General features: G+C 40.8%; 21 protein-coding genes. 13 read left to right on the top strand and 8 right to left on the bottom strand.

All coding sequences use genetic code 11. The features are described 5' to 3' along the window. The first annotated feature begins 2 nt into the window (after positions 1–2). From BN2458_RS09510 to BN2458_RS09475, 9 genes are all read left to right on the top strand, one after another. Entirely contained in the window at positions 3–494 is a 492-nt protein-coding gene (locus BN2458_RS09510) for an NAD(P)H-dependent oxidoreductase (RefSeq protein WP_034326366.1), read from the top strand. Between the two features lie 19 nt (positions 495–513). Further along, positions 514–1,776: a 3-isopropylmalate dehydratase large subunit gene (gene leuC / locus BN2458_RS09505; RefSeq protein ID WP_081951452.1), complete on the top strand. Its 1,263-nt coding sequence runs from the start codon at positions 514–516 to the stop codon at positions 1,774–1,776. Between the two features lie 204 nt (positions 1,777–1,980). Further along, the gene (locus BN2458_RS10050; RefSeq protein ID WP_156407293.1) at positions 1,981–2,133 is read left to right on the top strand and encodes a hypothetical protein; all 153 of its coding nucleotides are present in this window, start codon (positions 1,981–1,983) and stop codon (positions 2,131–2,133) included. Between the two features lie 94 nt (positions 2,134–2,227). Then, positions 2,228–2,530 (top strand): ankyrin repeat domain-containing protein, encoded by a 303-nt coding sequence (locus BN2458_RS09500; RefSeq protein WP_034326364.1) that lies wholly within the window; start codon positions 2,228–2,230, stop codon positions 2,528–2,530. Further along, positions 2,514–3,086 carry a pyridoxamine 5'-phosphate oxidase family protein gene (locus BN2458_RS09495; RefSeq protein WP_034326362.1) on the top strand — a complete coding sequence of 191 codons (573 nt, stop codon included), beginning with the start codon at positions 2,514–2,516 and terminating at the stop codon, positions 3,084–3,086. The genes BN2458_RS09500 and BN2458_RS09495 overlap by 17 nt, the downstream gene beginning before the upstream one ends. 99 nt (positions 3,087–3,185) lie before the next feature. Then, positions 3,186–3,680, top strand: coding sequence for a 3-isopropylmalate dehydratase small subunit (leuD, locus tag BN2458_RS09490; RefSeq protein ID WP_034326360.1), 495 nt, complete (start codon positions 3,186–3,188; stop codon positions 3,678–3,680). A 72-nt stretch (positions 3,681–3,752) separates the two neighbouring features. Next, positions 3,753–4,823: a 3-isopropylmalate dehydrogenase gene (gene leuB, locus BN2458_RS09485; protein WP_034326358.1), complete on the top strand. Its 1,071-nt coding sequence runs from the start codon at positions 3,753–3,755 to the stop codon at positions 4,821–4,823. Positions 4,824–5,084: 261 nt separating this feature from the next. After that, positions 5,085–6,428 carry a chromosomal replication initiator protein DnaA gene (dnaA, locus tag BN2458_RS09480; protein WP_034326356.1) on the top strand — a complete coding sequence of 448 codons (1,344 nt, stop codon included), beginning with the start codon at positions 5,085–5,087 and terminating at the stop codon, positions 6,426–6,428. 12 nt (positions 6,429–6,440) lie between these two features. Continuing rightward, a complete protein-coding gene (locus tag BN2458_RS09475) occupies positions 6,441–7,718 on the top strand; it encodes an MFS transporter (RefSeq protein WP_138109519.1) in 1,278 nt (425 codons plus the stop codon). Positions 7,719–7,769: 51 nt separating this feature from the next. On the opposite strand, the gene BN2458_RS09470 is transcribed toward BN2458_RS09475, so the two are convergent. Together BN2458_RS09470 and BN2458_RS09465 are read right to left on the bottom strand one after the other, a co-directional pair. Next, positions 7,770–9,782: an ATP-dependent DNA helicase RecG gene (locus BN2458_RS09470; RefSeq protein ID WP_231944792.1), complete on the bottom strand. Its 2,013-nt coding sequence runs from the start codon at positions 9,780–9,782 to the stop codon at positions 7,770–7,772. Then, on the bottom strand, positions 9,775–10,788 hold the full coding sequence (locus tag BN2458_RS09465; RefSeq protein WP_034326354.1) for a type I glyceraldehyde-3-phosphate dehydrogenase: 1,014 nt from the start codon (positions 10,786–10,788) through the stop codon (positions 9,775–9,777). The genes BN2458_RS09470 and BN2458_RS09465 overlap by 8 nt, the downstream gene beginning before the upstream one ends. A gap of 123 nt (positions 10,789–10,911) precedes the next feature. Here BN2458_RS09465 and BN2458_RS09460 point away from each other — a divergent pair, with 123 nt between their 5' ends. Beyond that, the gene (locus BN2458_RS09460; protein WP_034326352.1) at positions 10,912–11,682 is read left to right on the top strand and encodes an SDR family NAD(P)-dependent oxidoreductase; all 771 of its coding nucleotides are present in this window, start codon (positions 10,912–10,914) and stop codon (positions 11,680–11,682) included. Positions 11,683–11,768: 86 nt separating this feature from the next. Here the strand turns inward: BN2458_RS09460 and BN2458_RS09455 are convergent, their stop codons facing one another. From BN2458_RS09455 to folK, 3 genes are all read right to left on the bottom strand, one after another. Beyond that, the gene (locus BN2458_RS09455) at positions 11,769–12,083 is read right to left on the bottom strand and encodes a thioredoxin family protein (RefSeq protein WP_034326349.1); all 315 of its coding nucleotides are present in this window, start codon (positions 12,081–12,083) and stop codon (positions 11,769–11,771) included. 8 nt (positions 12,084–12,091) lie between these two features. Further along, positions 12,092–13,117 carry a YeiH family protein gene (locus BN2458_RS09450; protein ID WP_034326347.1) on the bottom strand — a complete coding sequence of 342 codons (1,026 nt, stop codon included), beginning with the start codon at positions 13,115–13,117 and terminating at the stop codon, positions 12,092–12,094. Between the two features lie 156 nt (positions 13,118–13,273). After that, a complete protein-coding gene (folK, locus tag BN2458_RS09445; protein WP_231944791.1) occupies positions 13,274–13,957 on the bottom strand; it encodes a 2-amino-4-hydroxy-6-hydroxymethyldihydropteridine diphosphokinase in 684 nt (227 codons plus the stop codon). A 110-nt stretch (positions 13,958–14,067) separates the two neighbouring features. Between folK and BN2458_RS09440 the strand changes: the two genes are divergently transcribed. Genes BN2458_RS09440 through BN2458_RS09430 form a run of 3 tightly spaced genes read left to right on the top strand, consistent with a single transcriptional unit; the run spans position 14,068 to position 16,032 of the window. Further along, a complete protein-coding gene (locus BN2458_RS09440; RefSeq protein WP_034326346.1) occupies positions 14,068–14,802 on the top strand; it encodes a protein disulfide-isomerase in 735 nt (244 codons plus the stop codon). 24 nt (positions 14,803–14,826) lie between these two features. Beyond that, positions 14,827–15,798, top strand: coding sequence for a transaldolase (locus BN2458_RS09435; RefSeq protein WP_034326344.1), 972 nt, complete (start codon positions 14,827–14,829; stop codon positions 15,796–15,798). Positions 15,799–15,819: 21 nt separating this feature from the next. After that, a complete protein-coding gene (locus BN2458_RS09430; protein WP_034326341.1) occupies positions 15,820–16,032 on the top strand; it encodes a hypothetical protein in 213 nt (70 codons plus the stop codon). 100 nt (positions 16,033–16,132) lie between these two features. Here the strand turns inward: BN2458_RS09430 and BN2458_RS09425 are convergent, their stop codons facing one another. From BN2458_RS09425 to mshL, 3 genes are all read right to left on the bottom strand, one after another. Further along, positions 16,133–17,371: a type II secretion system F family protein gene (locus BN2458_RS09425; RefSeq protein ID WP_034326338.1), complete on the bottom strand. Its 1,239-nt coding sequence runs from the start codon at positions 17,369–17,371 to the stop codon at positions 16,133–16,135. Further along, positions 17,368–18,888 (bottom strand): GspE/PulE family protein, encoded by a 1,521-nt coding sequence (locus BN2458_RS09420; RefSeq protein ID WP_034342950.1) that lies wholly within the window; start codon positions 18,886–18,888, stop codon positions 17,368–17,370. Before BN2458_RS09420 ends, BN2458_RS09425 begins: the two co-directional genes overlap by 4 nt. Positions 18,889–18,957: 69 nt before the next feature. Further along, positions 18,958–20,613 (bottom strand): pilus (MSHA type) biogenesis protein MshL, encoded by a 1,656-nt coding sequence (gene mshL, locus BN2458_RS09415; protein ID WP_082628723.1) that lies wholly within the window; start codon positions 20,611–20,613, stop codon positions 18,958–18,960. Positions 20,614–20,647: the final 34 nt, after the last annotated feature.

Raw genomic sequence — 20,647 nt, 5'->3', positions numbered from 1 at the left:
CGATGCAAACACTTCTTATTTTTTCACACACATTTTGGGCGGATTCTAAAGTCAATAGGGCTTTATTAGAAGCAGCAAAGGCGTTGCCAAATGTCCGCATTCATAATCTCAATGAAATCTACAAAGACGGCAAGATTGATGTAGATTCTGAAATCAAGCTATTACAGGAGAGTGAGAAAATCATTTTTCAATTTCCGCTCTTTTGGTTTAGCACACCCGCGCTAATGAAAGAATGGCAGGATTTAGTTTTAAGCAAGATTCACTATTCTGCCAATCCAAAGCTTTTAGAGGGCAAAAAATTTAGTATCATCACTACCGCGGGTGGTGAGGCAAAAAGCTATGACGGACACCACGGATACAGCCTAGAAACACTGCTTTCACCGATTAAACAAGCATTTAGCTATTCGTTTTGTGATGTTTTAGAATCATACGCTATCTTTAAAGCAAAGCCCGATAATCTCCCTGTGCAAGAATATCTCAAACAATTACAATAATTTCATAAAAGGAGCGACTATGGGAATGACAATGAGTCAAAAGATTCTCGCAGATAGGGCGGGATTAGAAAAAGTCAAAGCAAATGATTTGATTATGGCAAAGCTTGATATGGTGCTAGGAAACGATATCACCACGCCTGTGGCGATTAATGCCTTTAAAGCAGCGAAATTTCAAAAAGTCTTTGATAAAAGTAAAATCTCTTTGGTAATGGACCATTTCGCCCCAAACAAAGACATCAAAGCCGCTACACAAAGCGCACAATGCCGCTGCTTTGCCAATGACTTTGATATTAAACATTACTATGATGTGGGGAATATGGGCGTGGAACACGCGCTTTTGCCCGAGCAAGGCATTGTAACTATTGGCGATTTGATTATCGGTGCGGATTCTCACACTTGCACCTATGGTGCGCTTGGGGCGTTTAGCACAGGTGTGGGAAGCACAGATATGGCGGTAGGAATGGCAACCGGCGAAGCGTGGTTTAAAGTGCCAAAGGCGATGAAGTTTAACCTCAAAGGCAAGTTGCGCCCTTATGTGAGTGGCAAAGATGTGATTTTACATATCATTGGCAAAATCGGCGTTGATGGTGCGCTGTATAAAAGTATGGAATTTAGTGGTGAAGGCTTAAAGAGCCTCACTATTGATGATAGGCTTTGCATTGCGAATATGGCGATTGAAGCGGGGGCGAAAAATGGAATCTTTGAAGTTGATGACATCACGATTGAATATGCCAAAGGACGCACAAGCCGTGAGTTTAGAATCTACAAAGCTGATGATGATGCAGAATATGAGCAAGTCTTTGATATTGATTTAGATTCAATTAATCACACCGTGGCATTCCCGCATTTGCCTGAAAACACAAAAGAAAAGGATAATTGGGGTGAAATAAAAATTGACCAAGTTGTCATTGGCTCTTGCACAAATGGGCGATTAAGCGATATGGCGGTGGCTGCGAAGATTCTAAAAGATAAAAAAATCGCCAAAAACACGCGTTGCATTATTATCCCCGCTACGCAAAACATTTATTTAGAATGTATCAATCGCGGGTATTTGGAGACTTTCATCAAAGCGGGGGCGGTGGTTTCCACACCTACTTGCGGACCTTGTCTTGGCGGACATATGGGAATCTTAGCTGCTAATGAAAAATGCGTAGCCACAACAAACCGCAATTTTGTAGGGAGAATGGGACATATCACAAGCGAAGTGTATCTCTCTTCACCCGAAGTGGCAGCAGCAAGTGCTGTGCGTGGGATTCTAAGCGCACCAGAGGATATTGCGTAAGAACAAGCAACACAAATAATGAATGGTGCATAACATTAAAGATTCTAAAAACTCGCACGATAGGGCACAGCTTGCAAAAAATTTTTCTTTTAATGATTTTTGCACTTTGTAGTGAGACTTTCGCACAAAAATTTGTGTGCAATAAACAAAATGATAAGTGGGAGCAATATCCTCTTTCGCCCATAGAGAAAAAGGCTTTAAAAATTGTCAAAAAAGCTAAAAGGTATAACGCTAGGGAGCAAAGAGCATTTTTATACATATTTTGATATAGATGTGGAAATCCGCGATAAGCCTTGTGAGCAGGGCTTGAGTATGCTTGAGTGGGCAGTCAAGTTTAACTCATATAAAATCGCGTAAAGCTTGGTAGATTCTGGTGCAAGTCTCTATTATGGCAGGACAGGGAGCTTTGCAAGTGCCTTGCATTCTGCGGTAGAAAAAAAATGATATGAAAATGCTCCACATTCTTTCCCGCGCACGAGATTTTAAGGAAATTATCAATATGGGTGGTATAGCAAACACAACACCGCTTATGATAGCTGCAGATAGCGCAAATCTTGATATGATTAAATTTCTTTTATCAAATGGAGCAAATATTAAGGACAAAGCAAATGATGGTTTGAATGTTACGATGTTTGCCACAATGAGTCGCGCTAAACCCCAAAAAGTAATAGAAGTTATTGAATTTTTACTCGCAAATGGTGTGCCCTCTGTTTTGCAAAAACTTGCAAGGGAGCGATATGAGACGAAAAGATAGAATACTTGATGAAAACAAGGCAAAAGAGATTATGCACAAAGCGCGTTATTGTGTGCTAAGCTCCGCTCCTGCGTGTGTGAGCGACTTTGAGCTACCCAAAAAGGTGGAGCAAAGCGGACAAAAGGAATCTTATGAGATTTTTAGTATTCCTGTGTCGTTTGTGTATGCGGAGAATACGCTCTTTATCCATACAGCAAAGGCGGGGCGCAAAATCGCTTTTTTTAAAGATAATACGCTTATATGTGCGGTATTTGTCGGCGATGTTGAAGTGCCAAATTTATTTAGCGAGGAGGAGCTGCAGCAAATCGCGCGTGATGAGCCAAAAAAGCTTGGCAGCCACGTTTTTACTACCGAGTATGAGAGTGTAATCGCCTATGGGCGCATAAGGCAGATTCTCAATTATGAGGAGCAAAATAGAGCTATGGCTCTGCTGTGTCAAAAGTATATGCCTGATAAGGCGGCATTTGTGCAACATTCTGTGGATACGGAGCGAAAGCATTTGAATGTCTATGGCATAGAGCTTATTCATATCAGCGCAAAGGCGAAGATTCTCTAAAATCTTTGGCGAGTTAGCAAGAGATTTAGCACCTATTCTACGCCCATTAAATGCAATGTTTTATAATGTGATACATTCAAATTACAAAAAGGACAAGCGATGAAAGCACAAGGTTTTATCCATAAATATGGTGATAATGTAGATACAGATGTGATTATCCCAGCAAGGTATCTTAACACAGCAGACCACAAAGAACTTGCTAGTCATTGTATGGAGGATATTGATAAAGATTTTGTCAAAAAAGTAAAAGCGGGGGATATTATGGTTGGTGGTTGGAATTTTGGCTGTGGGAGCAGTAGAGAACACGCGCCTATTGCGATTAAAGCAAGTGGTATTTCTTGCATTATTGCTAAATCTTTTGCGCGCATTTTTTATCGCAATGCCATTAATATTGGACTTGCTATTATTGAATCTGAAGAGATTGTCAATGCTTTAAATGCTAATGATGAAATACTTGTTGATTTTGATAAAGGTGAGATTCTAAAACTTGCAGATAATACAAGATTCCAAACAACACCTTTTCCACCATTTATCCAAGAAATCATTAATGCAAATGGATATTTAAATTATATCAGTGAGAGAAAGAAAGCTTAAAATGAGAATCTTAAAGCTTGGATTTGGAATACAAAATCTCGTGCAAAAATATGTTTCAATAAAGGAGTGAAAATGACAAAAAATATCGCGGTGATTTATGGTGATGGTATCGGCAAGGAAGTCATCACTCAAGCTGTGAAGATTCTAAAAGCGGTGGCGCAAAAATACAATCATCAGTTTATATTTCAAGAAGTTTTAGCCGGTGGAAGCGCGATTGATGCGTGTGGCGAGTGTCTTCCAGCAGAATCTTTAAAGATTTGTAAGCAAAGCGATAGCGTGCTTTTGGGTGCGGTGGGCGGTCCTAAATGGGATAATGAGCCAAGCCACAATCGCCCCGAAAAGGCACTTCTCACATTACGCAAAGAATTAGGACTTTTTGCAAATATCCGCCCAGCGACACTTTTGCCCCAACTAAGCGAAGCTAGTCCGCTCAAAGGCGAGATTCTAAAAAAAGGCATTGATTTTATCATCGTGCGTGAGCTTATCGGCGGGGCGTATTTTGGTGAGCATAAAATTGAAACAATAAATGGTGAAAAAGTCGCCACAGATGGTATGACTTATAGCACCTCACAAATAGAATCTATCGCGCGCGTAGCCTTTAATATCGCAAAAAATCGTAAAAAGCAGCTTATCTCTGTGGATAAAGCAAATGTCCTTAGCTCCTCGCGTTTGTGGCGTGAAGTGGTGGAAAAAGTCGCGCTTGAATATAAAGAAGTGAATCTTAACCATATGTATGTGGATAATGCCGCTATGCAGATTTGCCGCGCCCCTAGTCAATTTGATGTGATTCTTACCGAAAATATGTTTGGCGATATTTTGAGCGATGAGGCGAGTATTATCACCGGCACGATTGGTGTTATCCCCTCTGCTTCGCTTTCAAACGGGACTTTAGGAATGTATGAGCCAATCCACGGCAGTGCGCCTGATATTGCAGGGCAAGATTTAGCAAACCCGATTGGCACAATCCTTTCTGCGGCGATGATGTGTGAGCTATCCTTTGGTCTTACAAAAGAGAGTGAGGCGATACAAAGCGCAGTGCAAAAGGCACTTGATAAGGGCTATCGCACTGGCGATATGATGAGCGAGGGAATGCAACGCGTGGGCTGTGAGCAAATGGGTGATATAATCCTAGAATGCCTTTAACACATAGAAAATGTGGTTTGTCTCTTTATAGCGTGAGAGGTAAAAACCTTGCGCTATAAGCTCAAATGGAAGATATTGGCAGAGGGGTGAATTTTACATAAAATCTGCAAAAATCGCACACATTTTAATCCAAATTAAAAGTTTTTTGCACTAATATTATCATTTTATTTCGCAAGGCTAGATTGGCACAAAATCGAGCAACTTTTCACATTTTATTCACATCATAAATTCACAATATCATTTCACACATAAGGTTTCACATTGCATATAGATAATGTATTATCAAGGCTTAAGAATAAAATATCACCACAAGAATATGAGAACTACATAATGCTTATGGAATATGACGAAAACGCTTCTAGGGTAGATTCAGAGGTATTTTATGTGCCAAATATTTTTGTGGCGCACTGGGTTATGGATAACTATGTGGATTCTATTGCGGAGGCATTTTGTGAGGAAAACGCCAATGGTGTGCGCCCAGAAATTCACATCAAAATAAAGAAGTATAATGATAATGTGAAAAGTTTAGAAGTCAATAAAAATACTACACATTTTCAGACAAATGCCCTTTCTTTGAATCCTTATTATACTTTTGAAGTTTTTGTCGTTGGCAAGTCAAACGAACATGCCCACACGATAGCTAAAATCGTAGCCGAACAACAAGCCACGCGATACAATCCGGTTACGCTCTATGGGCATTCTGGGCTTGGCAAGACGCATCTGTTAAATTCCATAGGTAACTATGTTAAGGAAAAAAATAAAAATGTAATCTACATCACAGCAGAAAATTTTTTAAATGAATACACCGAAAAGATTAGACGCGGAACTATGGATAGCTTCCGCGATAAATATCGTAATTGTGATTATTTGCTTATTGATGATGTGCAATTTTTGGGTGGGAAAGACGGCGTGCAAGAGGAGATTCTAAACACCTTTAATGCCCTCTATAGCGCACAAAAACAAATTGTGATGACAAGCGATAAGCCACCTAAGGAGATTAAGGGCTTGGCAGATAGGCTGCGTTCGCGCTTTGAAGGTGGGATAATGGCAGAGATTACAAACCCCGAACTTGAAACAAAGATTTCTATTATTGAATCTAAATGCGCAATTAACCGCATTAGCCTTGATAAAGAGGTGATTCACTATATCGCCTCGAATATCCACGGCAATATTAGACAGATTGAGGGGATTCTCTCTACAATTAATCTTAATCTCAATCTCTCGCCTGAAAGCCTCGCGCGCAAAGTTGCCGAAAATGTGTTAAAAAACTATCAAAACGAAAGGTTGGAGGGTATTACACTGCAAAATATCATCAGGGTAGTAAGCAAAGAGATTAACATTAAGCCAAGCGAGATTACCTCTAAAGAGCGTAGCCGCAAAGTCGCCTTTGCAAGGCGCGTAGTGATTTATCTTGCGCGAAATCTCACTATCAATTCAATGCCGATGATTGCACAAGAGTTGGGTATGAAAGACCATAGTTCCGTGAGTAAGGCACTCAAAAGCATAGAAGCAGAAATGGCAAAAGATAGCTCTATAAAAAACATCATAGAGGATATAAAAAGTAAAATTAAGCAGACAGAGGAAAACTCAATCAAGCTGAGATAAGAAGGAGGCATAATGCCAAAAGAAAATACGGGTCATACATCTCCAGCAAATCCACAAAACCCCTCACACAAAACAGATTCTATAAATTCGGCTAAAAATATAGAATCTAAGCGCACAGATTCTTTACTCTTTCAAATCGCGCTTTTCTCTGCAGCCTCGATGACCGTGTTAGGAGGAACTATCATCGCGCCTTCAATCCCGCATTTTGAGGAGCATTTCGCCGATGTGGCGCATATTGATATACTTTCTCGCTTGATTCTCACACTCCCAGCTTTGTTTATTATGATTTTTGCGCCAATTAGCGGATTTTTAATCGAGCGATATGGGCGCACAAAATTTCTATATCCTGCTATCTTTTTGTGGAGCGTGAGTGGGGCAAGTGGATTTTTTTTGGAGAGTAGTATTTACTTGATTCTATTTTCACGCGCAATTTTTGGTATCGCAACCGCCTTTGTAATGACAGCGATAAGCGTGTTGATAGGAGATTATTATCAGGGCGCGAAGCGAGAGAGGGCACTAGGACTACAAGGATTCTTTATGGCAGGAGGAGGGGCTGTTTTCCTTGTGCTAGGGGGTGCGCTAAGCGATATAGATTGGCGTTATCCATTTTTGGTTTATACCTCTGGCTTTGTGATTTTTGCCCTCGCACTCATTATGCTTTTTGAGCCACAAAGGAATATCCCTAAACCTAGCGCCGCACAGGCTAAAACGAATTTCAACTTCTTTCGATTCTTGCCCATTTACGCCTTTGCATTCTATGCGATGAGTATGTTTTATGTCGTACCTACGCAGATTCCACACTTTATTACGCACAATCTTGGCAAGAATGGGAATCTTGTCGGTATTAGCCTTGCCATTAGCTCTGTTTGCACGGCGGTGCTTTCACTCTTTTATGCGAAATTGCGAGGTAGATTCAGCATTTTCTTGCTTCATTCTATGGCTCTATGTGCCATTGGTGTGGGCTTTTTGCTGATTGGTTTTATGCAGAGGTATGAAATGCTTATTTTTGCCCTATTGCTCGTGGGTTCGGGGCTTGGCATTATCCTTGTAAATAACACATCGTGGCTTTTGTCTATGGCAGGAGAGGGTGAGCGCGCAAAAGCGGCGGGATTCTTATCGGCAAGTATGTTTATGGGACAATTTTGTTCGCCCTTTATGACCCAGCCCCTTGTGCGTATGGGCGACATACCCTTTATGCTTGATGTGAATGGCATTATTTTGCTTGGCAGTAGCAGCATCTTCTTATGGTGGCATTTGAGGGAGATTCACAAAAGCCACACATCAGTGTAGAGATTCATAAGCTTACACGCAATAATAGATTTTGCCAAGCAATGAATCTTGCTATAAATCCTGTGGGGTGTTATCCTGCCAATTAATGAGAGTCTTTGCCTCCGCAATTATGGATTCATCATTGCCTATATCAATATAGATAAATTCATCTCCGCTTTGTCGCTCTCCGCTTAGCAAATCCCCGCTGTTACGATATTTCAAGTCAAGCTCGGCGATGTCAAAACCGCTTAAAGTCTCGCAAAAAGCTTTTAAACGTTCAATTTGTGGCTGGTGCGTGTAGAGATAACAATATCCCTTTAAACCATTGCGACTTACGCGCCCTCGTAGCTGATGTAGGGTTGCTAATCCTAATCGCTCTGGCGCGACAATGACGATTGTCGAAACTCGAGGCAGAGAGATACCCACCTCAATAAGCGTGGTGGCAAGAAGCAAAGAACCATTAGCAGCAAAATCGCTCATCACCTGTGTTTTATTTTTATCTTTGCCAAAGGTGCAATAGACATTTTCAAAATGCTTTTGCCAAAAGCCCTGCCCCTCATTTAATGAGAGATAATCCAAATGCTCGCTCTCCTCCACGAGCGGATAGACGATAATTGCCTGATGTCCCTTTGCTACCTCATCTTGCAAATGTGCAAACATCGCCTTAAAACAACTCTTATCGACAATGCATGTGCTAATGTCTTTTTTAAATGGCAAATCCCTAATAACGCTCAAATCAACAAGCTGAGCGTTAATCATTGCCAAAGTGCGCGGTATGGGCGTGGCAGAAAACTGCAGTGAATGCGCCCTCGCCTTTTTTGAATCTGGTAGCTCCATATGAAAATCTTTATCTTTTGCTTTCTTATCATTTGTTTCTTTGGGGACATTAGATTTAGCAGAAATACTAGATTCAAAAAGATTTGGTATATTCTCTTTATTTGCCATTTTTTCTAAATAATGTCGCTGATTTGTGCCAAATCTATGCTGTTCATCACTCATCACAAGTGCCAAATCCTCTAGCTCAAACTCGCGATAGAGCAAAGCTTGTGTGCCAATGATAAAATGCGCTTCCTGCACCTCATTACTTATTGCTTTACTTTTTGCAGTGATGAGGTGGCAGCGCACAGAATCTGGCAATAATCGCCGCGCCTCCTCATAAATTTGCGTAGCAAGTATGGTTGTTGGCGCCATAAGAATGCTTTTGTGCGGATAGCACATCATCACGGCACAGAGGATTACAAGCGTTTTGCCACAGCCCACATCACCCATAATGAGCCGCCGCGCCGCGATTGTCTTACCTAAATCCTCCTGTATATCAGCTATGGCGTGTTGTTGTCCTTTTGTGAGAGCAAAGGGGAGAGACTGGATAAAGGGCGCAATGTCATTTTTGCATTGATACAGGGAGGGAAAGTATCGCTTCTTGCGCGAAAGTGTGCGCAAATAATGATAAATTTCGCTAAATTTTAATGCCTCCATATATTCTTTTGGAAAAGTGTTTTGTGCCCTAAAGGCAGCACAAAACGCATTATCTGGGTGGAAAATCTCATAGATTCTTTGCGCCCTTTCCTTTGGCAGTCCGCTTTGGAGCAAATTCTCCATACTCACAAATTCATCGATGAGCCCCTGCATAGATTTTGCAGTAAGTGCGGTAGTCTTAAACTGCAACGAAATGGTATTGATATTTTTTATAACCTTTGGGTGAGACATCGTGTAACGATGTCCATACAGCTCGATCTTTCCCATAATATATATATGCGCGTGGGGCACAAAAATCTTTTTTTGAAAGCTCTGCACGTGAAAGATAGTTATTTGTAGCAATGTATCAAAATCGCACATCGTGGCATTCACAACAAAACGTGCATTTTTGCCAAAACCCAGCATTTGCGCGCTATCAATATATACTCTAAACACGCCGACTTGCCCGGCAGTTAGAGCGGTAGAAAGCGTAGTATTGATGTAGGATTTTGGCGTGTGAGTGATGACAAACTGCAACAAAGAATTAATTTTAAGCTTTTTTAGACGCTCCTTGTTGATTTTGCCAAGATTATCTATATTCGTTTCATACATCTCTTCGTTTTCACGCATTAGCGCATATTTTTACCATATCAAGCACACGATTTGCATAGCCCCATTCATTATCACACCACGCCATAATGCGCGCCATATTGCCATTGACAATATAACTTAAATCCGGTGCAAAGACGACACTATGAGGATTACCCACAAAATCGCTACTCACGCCACTTTTAGAATCTATACCGATAATATCCTTCATCTCCCCCTTACTTGCATTGATAATACACGCATTCAATGTATCTATATCCGTGTGTGAGGAAAATATAAGTGTTATATCGAGTAAAAGCACATTAGATACGGGCACACGCACACTATGTCCGCCAACTTTGCCTTGCAGCGCAGGAAGCAAACGCGTGAGTGTGGCTGTCGCTCCTGTGTGCGTGGGAATAATATTTTGTGCCGCTGCGCGGGAACGTCTCTTATCATTTGGATACACACTATCAAGCAAAGACTGCTCGTTTGTGTAACTATGCGTGATACAAAAACTCGCGCTCTCAATGCCAAATTCACGCTCAATCACCTTGCAAAGCGGTGCAAGGGCATTTGCGGTGCAAGAGGCATTTGAAAAAATGCGCTCCCCCTTGTAGTTTGCCTCATTTACACCTTTAGCAAAAATAGGCATAGAATCTTGAGGCGAAGCGCATAAAATGACCTTTTTCACGCCCTTTTGGCAGTGATGTGTGAGCGATTGTGAATCTAAAAATACGCCGCTAGATTCTAAAACAATATCCGCGCCAAGCGCGGCAAAGTCGAGATTCTGTGAATCTTTGTAATTGAGCGTAGCAATAGGAGGCAAGGCATTATGGCTAAAATGCAAGGCATTATTTAAAAAAGTAGGCGCATTTGGCAAAATACCGTGTGTGCTATCGTGCTCAAGCAAATAGCTCAAAATCTCCCAATCACACACATCATTAATAGCAACAATGCGCAAATCTTTTGTGTCCTCACGCGTTAAAACCGCGCGCGCAACGCTCCTCCCGATGCGCCCAAAGCCATTAATAGCAATGTTTATCATACTGCCCCTTTAATGCAAAATCAACGCGAATTAAAGGCAGGATTGTAGCATATTGCTACAAATGTTTTGTATTAACATACTTTGGTTAGAGTATGCCAATACAAGGCGCATAGAGGAGAAATTATGGAATCTGCATCTTTTTGCGTGGCAATCACAGGGGCGAGTAGTGGCATAGGCAGAGAATTAGCCCTGCATTTTGCTAAAGAGGCGACACTCCTACACATCGCGGGGCGAAACACCACACAGCTGGAGCAGACACAAAAAGATATACAGGCTATCAATCCTAATGCACAGGTGCGCCTTCATAGCTTTGATGTGAGCGATGAAGTTTCATCTAAGCAGTGGTGCGAGGCAATTTTTGCCACTCGACTTGATGTGCTGATTATGAATGCTGGTATCGCAATGGGCGAAAAAGAAAACATACAGAGGCATTTTGAGATATGCCACACAAATGCAATGGGCGTGATGTATAATACATTCTACGCATTAGAATTTTTTAATAAACAAGAGAAAGTTGATGGCTTCAAAGGGCATTTAGTCTTTATAAGCTCCATAGCCGCCCTCCTCGCCCTGCCAAATGCACCAAGTTATAGCGCATCAAAGCAGTTTGTAAAGGCACTTGCGGAGAGTCTAAGCGTATCCCAAAAAGAGGTGCGCATTACGACTATTTGCCCCGGATTTATCAAAACACCCCTTACAGACCATCTCCACCCTGCGATACCGCAAATGAGTGTGAAAAAGGCGGGTGCGAAAATATATAGGGCGATTAGAAAAGGCAAAAAATGTTATGCCTTTCCGTGTTTCCTCGCCTTTGGAGCGAGATTCTATAATATTCTGCCGATATGGTGCAAACGCGCCCTTGTAAGAATCTTTGAGATTATGGGGAAGCTATAGATACATTTTGAGCCACAACAGATTCAAAAAATGAGTGATAAATATTTGCGTAGATTCTATACATTTTAGAATCCATAAAAACTATTCTAGGCTTTTATCAATGTATTGAGCATATCCCTAATAGATTCAATAGAGCGAGGCTCGATGAGTCGCTCACCCACTTCCTCACCATTTTTAAAGAACATTAGTGTAGGAATCTTGCGGATATTAAATCTATCCTTGAGGCTTAACTCTGTATCAAAGCCCACTTTATAGAAGCGCACCTGCTCGAATTCTTTATCAAGTGCTTCAAGCATAGGCTCAATAAAGCGGCAGTCCGGACACCAAGAGGCACTAAAATCCACCATTACATAACCATTTTGAATCTCTGTATCAAATGAAGCAGATTCTAAATTTTTCATTTCGTCTCCTAAAACATAAAATAAACAAGGGCGTAAGTGCCGAGCATAAGTATAATAAACAAAATAAATGCAAGGACAAATGTCTTCGCGCCAAATGAGATAAACTTCTGCCAATCAATCTGCAATCCCAAAGCTACCATTGCAAAAACAAGAAGCAATTTTGAGGCAAATTGTGTGGATTCTACGACCACAGGCGGAAAGTCAATCCAAGAATTAAGCCCTATGACGATGAGAAAACCAAAGGCAAAATAAGGAATATAGAGCGCATTTTGCTTTGAAGATTCTGCACTATTACTTAAATCAAGTTGTTTTTGTGCGTTTTTAAACACGACATAAGAGATGATAAGCAAGAGCGGCACGAGCAGCACTACACGCGTCATTTTGACGATGATAGCCACATTTTGGGATTCTGGTGAGATAGATGCCGCACCAACGACATTTGCGACTTCGTGCAGACTTGCGCCGATGAAAATCCCCCATTGATAGTCGCTCAAGGGCAAAAAGCCACTATAATACACGATAGGCAAAAGTATCATTCCACATAAGCCAAAAATCACAATAAATCCTAGTGCCACAGAGCTTTTACTTGGGTGGGTTTTGAGGGTGGATTCTAAAGCGAGTATCGCTGCCGCGCCACACACCGCACTACCAATGCCAACCAACATACTGATTTCATTATCAAGCTTTAGCATTTTGCCTATAATGAGCGCACACACAAATACTACGACAATAACGATGAGAGAGACGAGAAAACCATTGAGCCCGAGCTTTGCAATCTCGCCAAAGGTGATATATGAGCCATAGAGAATAATCCCAGCCCTCAAGAGCTTTTTTGCCCCAAAAGTAATGCCACTTTGGATATTATAGGCAGATTCTAATTTTGGGTAAAAAGGTGATAGTGCCGCGCCAAGCAAGATACCGACTATAAGGGGTGAGAGAAATGGTGTGAGTGTGCTGGAGACAAACATCGCTACTGCGCTTATCACGGCAAGAATGATAAGCCCATATACAAAGCCGAGATTTTTATAAGTCATAGTTATCCTTATTTCCTAATAGATATAAAGCGCGAAATAATAAATGTTTTTTGTATAGCTTGGGTAAATAGGAAAAATATTTGGGGTTTAGAATCTAAAACCTATGAAGTCAATGTATGCCTTAGCACAATCTTTAATCTTGTGCATTTTAGAATCTTATTGCAACCTCTTAATAAAACTCAAAGGCAACATTATTGAAGGGCGGGCGAAATAGCCACTATGTGGAATTTGTAGGCGTGGTAGCTTGACACGCAGGGAATTAAAACAAACCAAATCAACATCAAGTGTGCGCGGGGCATTTTTAAAAGTCCTTTTGCGCCCTCGCCCAAAATACCGCTCACTATAAAAAATAAGTCGATACACCTCGCCAAGCCCCATATTGCTACCACAAATCATAATCGCGTTATAAAAGTCATTTTGTGCCTTAAATCCAAAAGGAGGATTGCGCCAAATGGGCGAGGTGGCTAGAATCTCTATGCGTTTATTGGCATTAAAACGTATAAAAAGTAGCTCTAAAATCGCTATGCTATCGCATTTGTTCTTTGGCATATTTGAGCCAAGCGAGAGTATAAATTCATTGCGCCATTGCTTATGGTGAGTGCTAGAGGCATTATAGAATCTTACTGTTGTGTATGGATAATGTTTAGAGGAGATAATACACGCGCTTCTATGCGAGATTCTATCTCCGCCCCTGCGGTTATTGACGCAGCCCACATATTTATTTGCTTTATCTGCATCTCCACACATAGATTTGGCAGATTCGCTTGTGCGCCTATCTCCTAAGCTGCTAAAAATGCGTTTATGTGTGTGCTCACTCGCCATAGCTTCTTTTTCTTCCATATCCTGCTACCTTTGTATTTATTAATTCATTATACAATCCCTAAGCGATAATTGAAGCTAAACTGCGCTTAAATAGCGTGATTTGGCTATCTTAACCCTAAAGGATATATATGAAAAAGCTACTTTTATGTCTTGTGTGTGTGAGTATTTGTTTTGCTGCAAGTTTTGAAGACACACTCAAAGAAACGATTAAAAACAGCACGAAGCAGAATGTAAAGATTCTAAAAGTTCAAAACCTCCAGTCTAGCCCTGATATAAAGCTCGTGGTGATTGATGTGGGGAATATGCAAGTGCCTATTTTTGCAAGCAAAGACGGCAAGATAATTGTCGGTGTGTCAAATGTGTTTTTTGCCAACAAAAGCGAGGATATAGGGACAATTGGCTCTGTGTTAAAACAAATAGACGCAGATAATAACCCTGGACCGAGCGATGCTGCGCTTGAAAAGTTTTTCAAACAGATTCCAAAAGACGAATATATCGTGCTAAACTCGCCAAACAAGAATGTGAAAAAATCCACCTATATCGTGTCAGACCCAAACTGCCCATCTTGTCAAAGAGAGCTACAAAATATCGATAAGCATCTTGCAGATTCTAATGTCTATATGCTTGTAGTAGGCTTTTTGGGGCAAGATTCTGCTGTTAAGGCGAGTATAATACGAGAGCGTCTGCTTGATGTAAAGGACAATAAGCAAAAAATTGATGTGCTTAAAGAAGTCTATAAACCTCAATCCAAAGTGCCTCAAAAATACCTCAACATCGATGTAAAAGACACGATGAAAATCAATAAAAAGGTGGCGGATATAGGTATCAATAGCGTGCCTTTTATCTATGAAAGCAAGAAATAAAATACTTTAATAAGGGGGTGGGCTATGTCGTTTAGCCTATGGTGTGATTTTATCCAAAGAGATTTTTTAGAAAATGAGTTTAAAGCACTTATTGATGCGAGGCTTATCAATGGAGCGACAAGCAATCCTAGCATTTTTGCCCAAAGCCTCAAAACCCCTGCCTATACAGATTCTATAAAAGCATTAAAGGGCAAAGACAAGAAAAGCATTTATGAAAACCTTGCCATAGCGGACATTAGAAGAGCGGCGGAGATTCTAATGCCTATATGGGAGCAAAATATCGCAAATGGCTTTGTAAGCATTGAGATTGACCCATTTTTATGCGATAACGCAGAACAAAGCATAGATGAGGGCATAAGGTTGCAACAAAGTATTGCTATGCCAAATGTAATGATAAAAGTCCCAGCGACAAAAGTCGGCTATGAGGTAATGAGCGAGATTATGCGAAGGGGCATAAGCGTGAATGCAACTTTGGTTTTCACACCCGCTCAAGCAAAGGAATGCGCGCAAGCGATGAAGGAGGGAAGCAAAACTTTTGCGGATTCTCACTCTATAAAACCCCAAGGTGTGATAAGCGTATTTGTCTCACGTTTTGATAGGGCGGCAGATGCTATGCTTAGTGAGAATCTAAGGGCGCAAATGGGAATTATAAATGCAATGGATTGCTATGAGATAATTGAAAATTCTAATCAAAGCCATATCCGCACACTTTTTGCCTCCACAGGCGTAAAAGGCGATGATTTGGTTAAAAGCTATTATATTGATAAGCTTATTTTGCCCCATAGTGTGAATACTGCACCACTTGATGCCATAATGGCGTATAAGACAAGCACAGACAAGGTGCAAAAATCACTTCTAGAATCGAGCACACGAGCAAGATTCTGGCAAGAGATAGCGCGCACGGGGATAGATAGAGCAGAGTTATCACAAAGGCTTTTAAATGAGGGAATTGTAGCCTTTCAAAAAAGTTTTGAGGATATGCTTAGGGCATTCTAAGCTTAAAAATAGGAGAATCGTATGCGCTACAAATTAATGATGTGTGGCTTTAGCGCGATGTGCGAAGATATGCAAGAAGTGCGCGATAGACTAAAGGTAATCCCGCCACAAAGAGCGCAACTTGAAAGCTCGCCCTGCTATGTTTTTGATATGCAAACCGCACAGACTTATAATATAATCCCGCACGAAAATGGTTGGAGCATAGAAGACCAAAATGGTAAGATTGTAGAATAATGTAATAAAGATTCTAACCACCAAACACATATCTTAATTGGCTAGGCTAGTTTCTATCCCGCCCTTGCCTTAAATCTCTTTACCTACAAATTTTTGCCACCTATACGCCGCCCATAGCTGTTGCGCTCATATCCCACATAGGCACAAAAATGCCAAGTGCCAAAAAGAGCAGCAAAACTCCCATAAGCAAGCTTAAGAGTGGTTCAATAAGCGAGATAAGGAAGTCTATTTTTTCTTGTGCAATTTGCTCAAATCGTTTCGCGCATACCTCAAGCATTTCGGGGAGCTTGCCACTCTGCTCCCCAGCGGCGATAAGTGCGAGAGAAATCTCATCAATGATATTTTCCTGTGTAAGCGCAAGGGAGAGGCTTTTACCATTTTTGACAGATTCTAAAACCCGCACAAAATGTGCTTTTAACGCGAGATTTGATAGGGTATTGTTACTCAAGGACAGGGCTATATCAAGCGGCGTGAAGGATTTGAGCTGTAAAAAAAGTGTGAAAGTGTATTGATAAAACATATTGAGCTCGATAATCTCCCCCGCAAATGGCAAACGCAAGGCAATACTATGGCATTTGTGCCTAAAGGCAAGGGAATGTTTATAGAATCTATACACAACAAGCCCCGCAATAAGCACTAGAGCGATAAAAATCAAGCCAAAATGCGTAAAAAAATCCTGCACTGCAATGAGAATACGTGTATAGATGGGGAGATTTGCATTCACCTCCTCAAACATTACCAAAAATTCAGGTAGCACAAACAGCACGAGCCCCACAAACGCACCCACGATACTGATAAGCACGAGCAAAGGATAAAAAAGGGCGCGTTTAATGCTGTTTTTGTTTTTATGCTCCTTTATGGAGTGATTGCTTAGCATTTTAAAGATTTCGCCAAGCTCCCCGCTTTTCTCACCCAAAACTATGAGATTCCACGCCATATCACCAAAAATATCGCTATGCTCCTTGAAGCTAACCGAAAGTTTTTGCCCAAGATTCAAACGATAAGCAATCTCAAGTAAAACGCGTTTAAGCGGAGGTTTTTTGGTATTTTTTGCACAAACCTCAATCACTTCGAGTATAGGTAAAGACGCGCTTAGCATAATAGAGATTTGCAAAAAAAGTGCACTGATGTCTTGCGAAGTAATTTTATTATCAAAGCGCAACATCTGCAAATGCAAAAACTCAAAGCCACTTAGGGCTTTAATCTCAATAGGATAAATATTGTATTTATTCAAACTCTGCTCTTTTGCATTCTCATACGAAGTCGAAAGGAGCGTTATTTGCACATTTTGATTATCCTTTATGCCCTTAATTAAGTATTTTTGTGGTAATTTTTTCATATATGACAAACCCTATAAATTTCTTCAAAGCTACTTTGTCCATTTTTAAGCAGCTCCATACTCTCTTCAAGCAAGGTTTTGAATCCTCTCTCTTTTAAGGCTGTAAGTATATGTGCCTTATTGTGTGGCGAGATAATATAATCACAAAGCATAGGCGAGATAGGCAATACCTCTGCACACAATGTGCGCCCACTGAATCCTTGCATATTACAATGCACGCAGCCACTGGGCGCATAAAAACTACCATTTTTTATATCTTCCCACAAATGCGCCAAGTTTGCGGTTGAAAGTTTATCATACACCACTTGAGATTCAATACTTACTTTGCAAGATTCACATAATGTGCGCACGAGCCTTTGAGAAATCACAAGGCGCACACTTGAAGCGAGTAAATAGCTTTGTGCGCCCATATCAAGCAGTCGCTCTACCACGCTTAGAGAATCATTTGCGTGCAAAGTACTAAGCACCAAATGCCCGGTTAAGGAAGCCCTTAGTGCAATGTCTAGACTTTGCTTGTCGCGTATCTCACCAATCATCAAAATATCTGGGTCGTGTCGCAATAATGCCCTTAAAGCTTTGCTAAAGCCAAAATCATACTTATCGTGTATAAGCACCTGCGTGGTAAGCTCTGTGTGATACTCGATAGGATCTTCTAGGGTAATAATTTTTTTCTGCGGGGATTTTATGGATTCTAACATTGCGTGAAGCGTGGTTGATTTACCGCTGCCTGTGGGACCTGTGAGAAAAACAATGCCACTATTTGCATTTATTTGCTCTGCAATAAGTGCTAAATGCGCGCTCTTAAAGCCCAAACTTTGCAGAGTAATGGTTTCTGCATTTTTGCAGAGGATTCTAATCACAATAGATTCACCACCAAAAGAGGGCAAAATCGAGAGGCGAAAATCATAAACTACATCATTAAAGATTCTGCTAAATCGCCCATCTTGGGCTTGGCGCGTTTGAGTAATATCAAGCTCACATTCAAGCTTAAGGCGCGAACTCAAAGATTCTAATACATAGCTTTCAAAATGAAAAATCTCTTGCAACAATCCGTCAATACGTGCCCTTATACGCGCCCCACTCTCTCCATTTTTTATAAAAGATTCAAAATGCACATCACTTGCCTTTTGCTCAATGCAAGTGAGCAGAATAAAATCCAATAACGCCACTGCACTCATAGAATCCACATTTTGATTTTGGTTCGTGTGCTGCTTGATAAGCGCGATTTTTAGGGTATTAAAATGCTGAAAAAGATAAATACGATGAGCCTGAATCGTAAAATCCTGCGATGAAGCATTGAAAAAATGCAAATGCACCTTTGGGAAAAGATTCAAAATATGAGCGCGGATAAGCCCTAATGGTGCTGAATTTGGGCTAAGAGCTATGTGAATCTCATTTGTATTTTCATTAATTGCAAAAATCAAGCATTGATGTTTTTCTATGAATTTATAGGTAAGTGCATTGAGGCAAGCTTCATTCAATGCGAGATTCTGCAAACTCATTGTGGGGAAGCTCATTGTTGTGCCTTTTGATTATTATGAATTGCGGTGGGGGATTGTATAGAATCCACATTCTCACTCAAATATTCATTGGGGTGCATTGGTAGAATCCTGTATAGAATCTTGCGCGTTATTGGCATTTTGCGCTGGTATTAAAACTTCATCTAGCGATGTTTTACTAAAATCAATAATGGATTCAATACGTTTTTGCTCCTCAAGACTTGGCGGCTGCAAATCCACAATGCGCGGAGCAATGACAATCACCATTTCTTGTGTCTCTTTGATATTTTTCTTATAGCTAAAGAGATATTTAAAGAGTGGAATATCGCCCAAAATTGGCAATTTGCGCGTGATTTGCCCCTGCGTCTTATCAATAAGCCCTCCTAATATAATCTGCTCCCCATTTTGCACCTGCACGAGCGAAGAGAGCTGCTTCGTGGAGAGATTTGGCGGCATTTCAAGCGCAGTGGTTTGATTTTCAACAGACATATCCTTGGTTTTGGTAATGGAAGGATTGATTTTTAAAATAATACTATCACCCTTAATGCTTGGCGTTACATCAAGTAGGATTCCAGCAAACACAGAGGGGTAGGCTTGGGCGTTATTTTGTATGGAAGTGCCTTGCGTGGTAGTTTGATAAGTCGTGTTTTGGGAATATCGAAGCACACTCCCCACGCTAATGATAGCAGGTTGATTATTGAGTGTGAGCACTTTGGGATTAGAAACCGATTGCACTCTGCCATAGCTTTTAAGAAACTCAACAATGCGTTGAATACTCACGCCTTGTGAGAAAATATTAATCGCAAAGCTTGAACCCGCACTATTTATACTCGCGTTGCTATTAGAATCCGCGCTCGGTGCAAGAGTGGCAAGATTCCCCAACTTATAAAACTCATTCCAATCCACACCATAGGTTTGATTGTCATTATGCTGGAGATTGAAAATATGCACATCAATCAACACTTGTTTTTGAATCTTTTCGTTAAGATTGCGGATATAAGCCTCTACGCGGCGCATTTGCAAGGGGGTAGCGGTGATAGTGAGTAGCCCCGCGGCTTTGTTGATGATAATATCCTTAGTCTTGCCCTTTAGTTCGGTATTTTTAGGCTGATACATATCACCGGGAGCATACGCGATACCCGCAATTTCATTATGCAGCTCCCCCCAAAAGTCAATCTCATCAATGCTATAAATTTTCGTGCCACTCTTGCCAAGGCTTGGATTACTCGTTGTTGCCTTGCCTATTGCCATTTTATGCGCCTGTGAATCTAGCTCAAAATTTGAAAAACTAAGCGGAGCGTTGCTATTATAGCTCGTGTTGTAGAGACTTTGCATTTGATTATCTTGTGAAAAAACTATGTCGGTATTACTCGAACCCACGCGCGTGGTGGCAATGTAGTGAATCTCAAAAGTTTTTGTAAGAAGTGAGCCGATTTTAAGCGTGTCGCGCTCGAAATTATAATAGAAATCATTGCCAAGTATAAGGCTATTTAAAACACTCTTTAATGGCTTATTATTGATATGAATCGCGCTTTTTTTACTATCAAGCATTGCTTTGGTATTTTCTTGCAAATAAATAACATTAAGGTGGCATTGTGTGGCGATTTCCTCGATGATTTTACTGAGAGGCACATCACTATTAGAGCGAATATGAATGGGTGTATCACACGCAAAAAGAGGCGATAAACAGACAAGAAAAAGGCAAAAAATCTTATATGCCTTTATATGTGCTTTTGTATGCACTTTAACTCCTCATTGCATCTATGGGCTAAATCTT

The organism is Helicobacter typhlonius (genome assembly GCF_001460635.1).
Lineage (GTDB): Bacteria > Campylobacterota > Campylobacteria > Campylobacterales > Helicobacteraceae > Helicobacter_C > Helicobacter_C typhlonius.
This window is presented reverse-complemented; position numbering and strand designations above follow the sequence as displayed.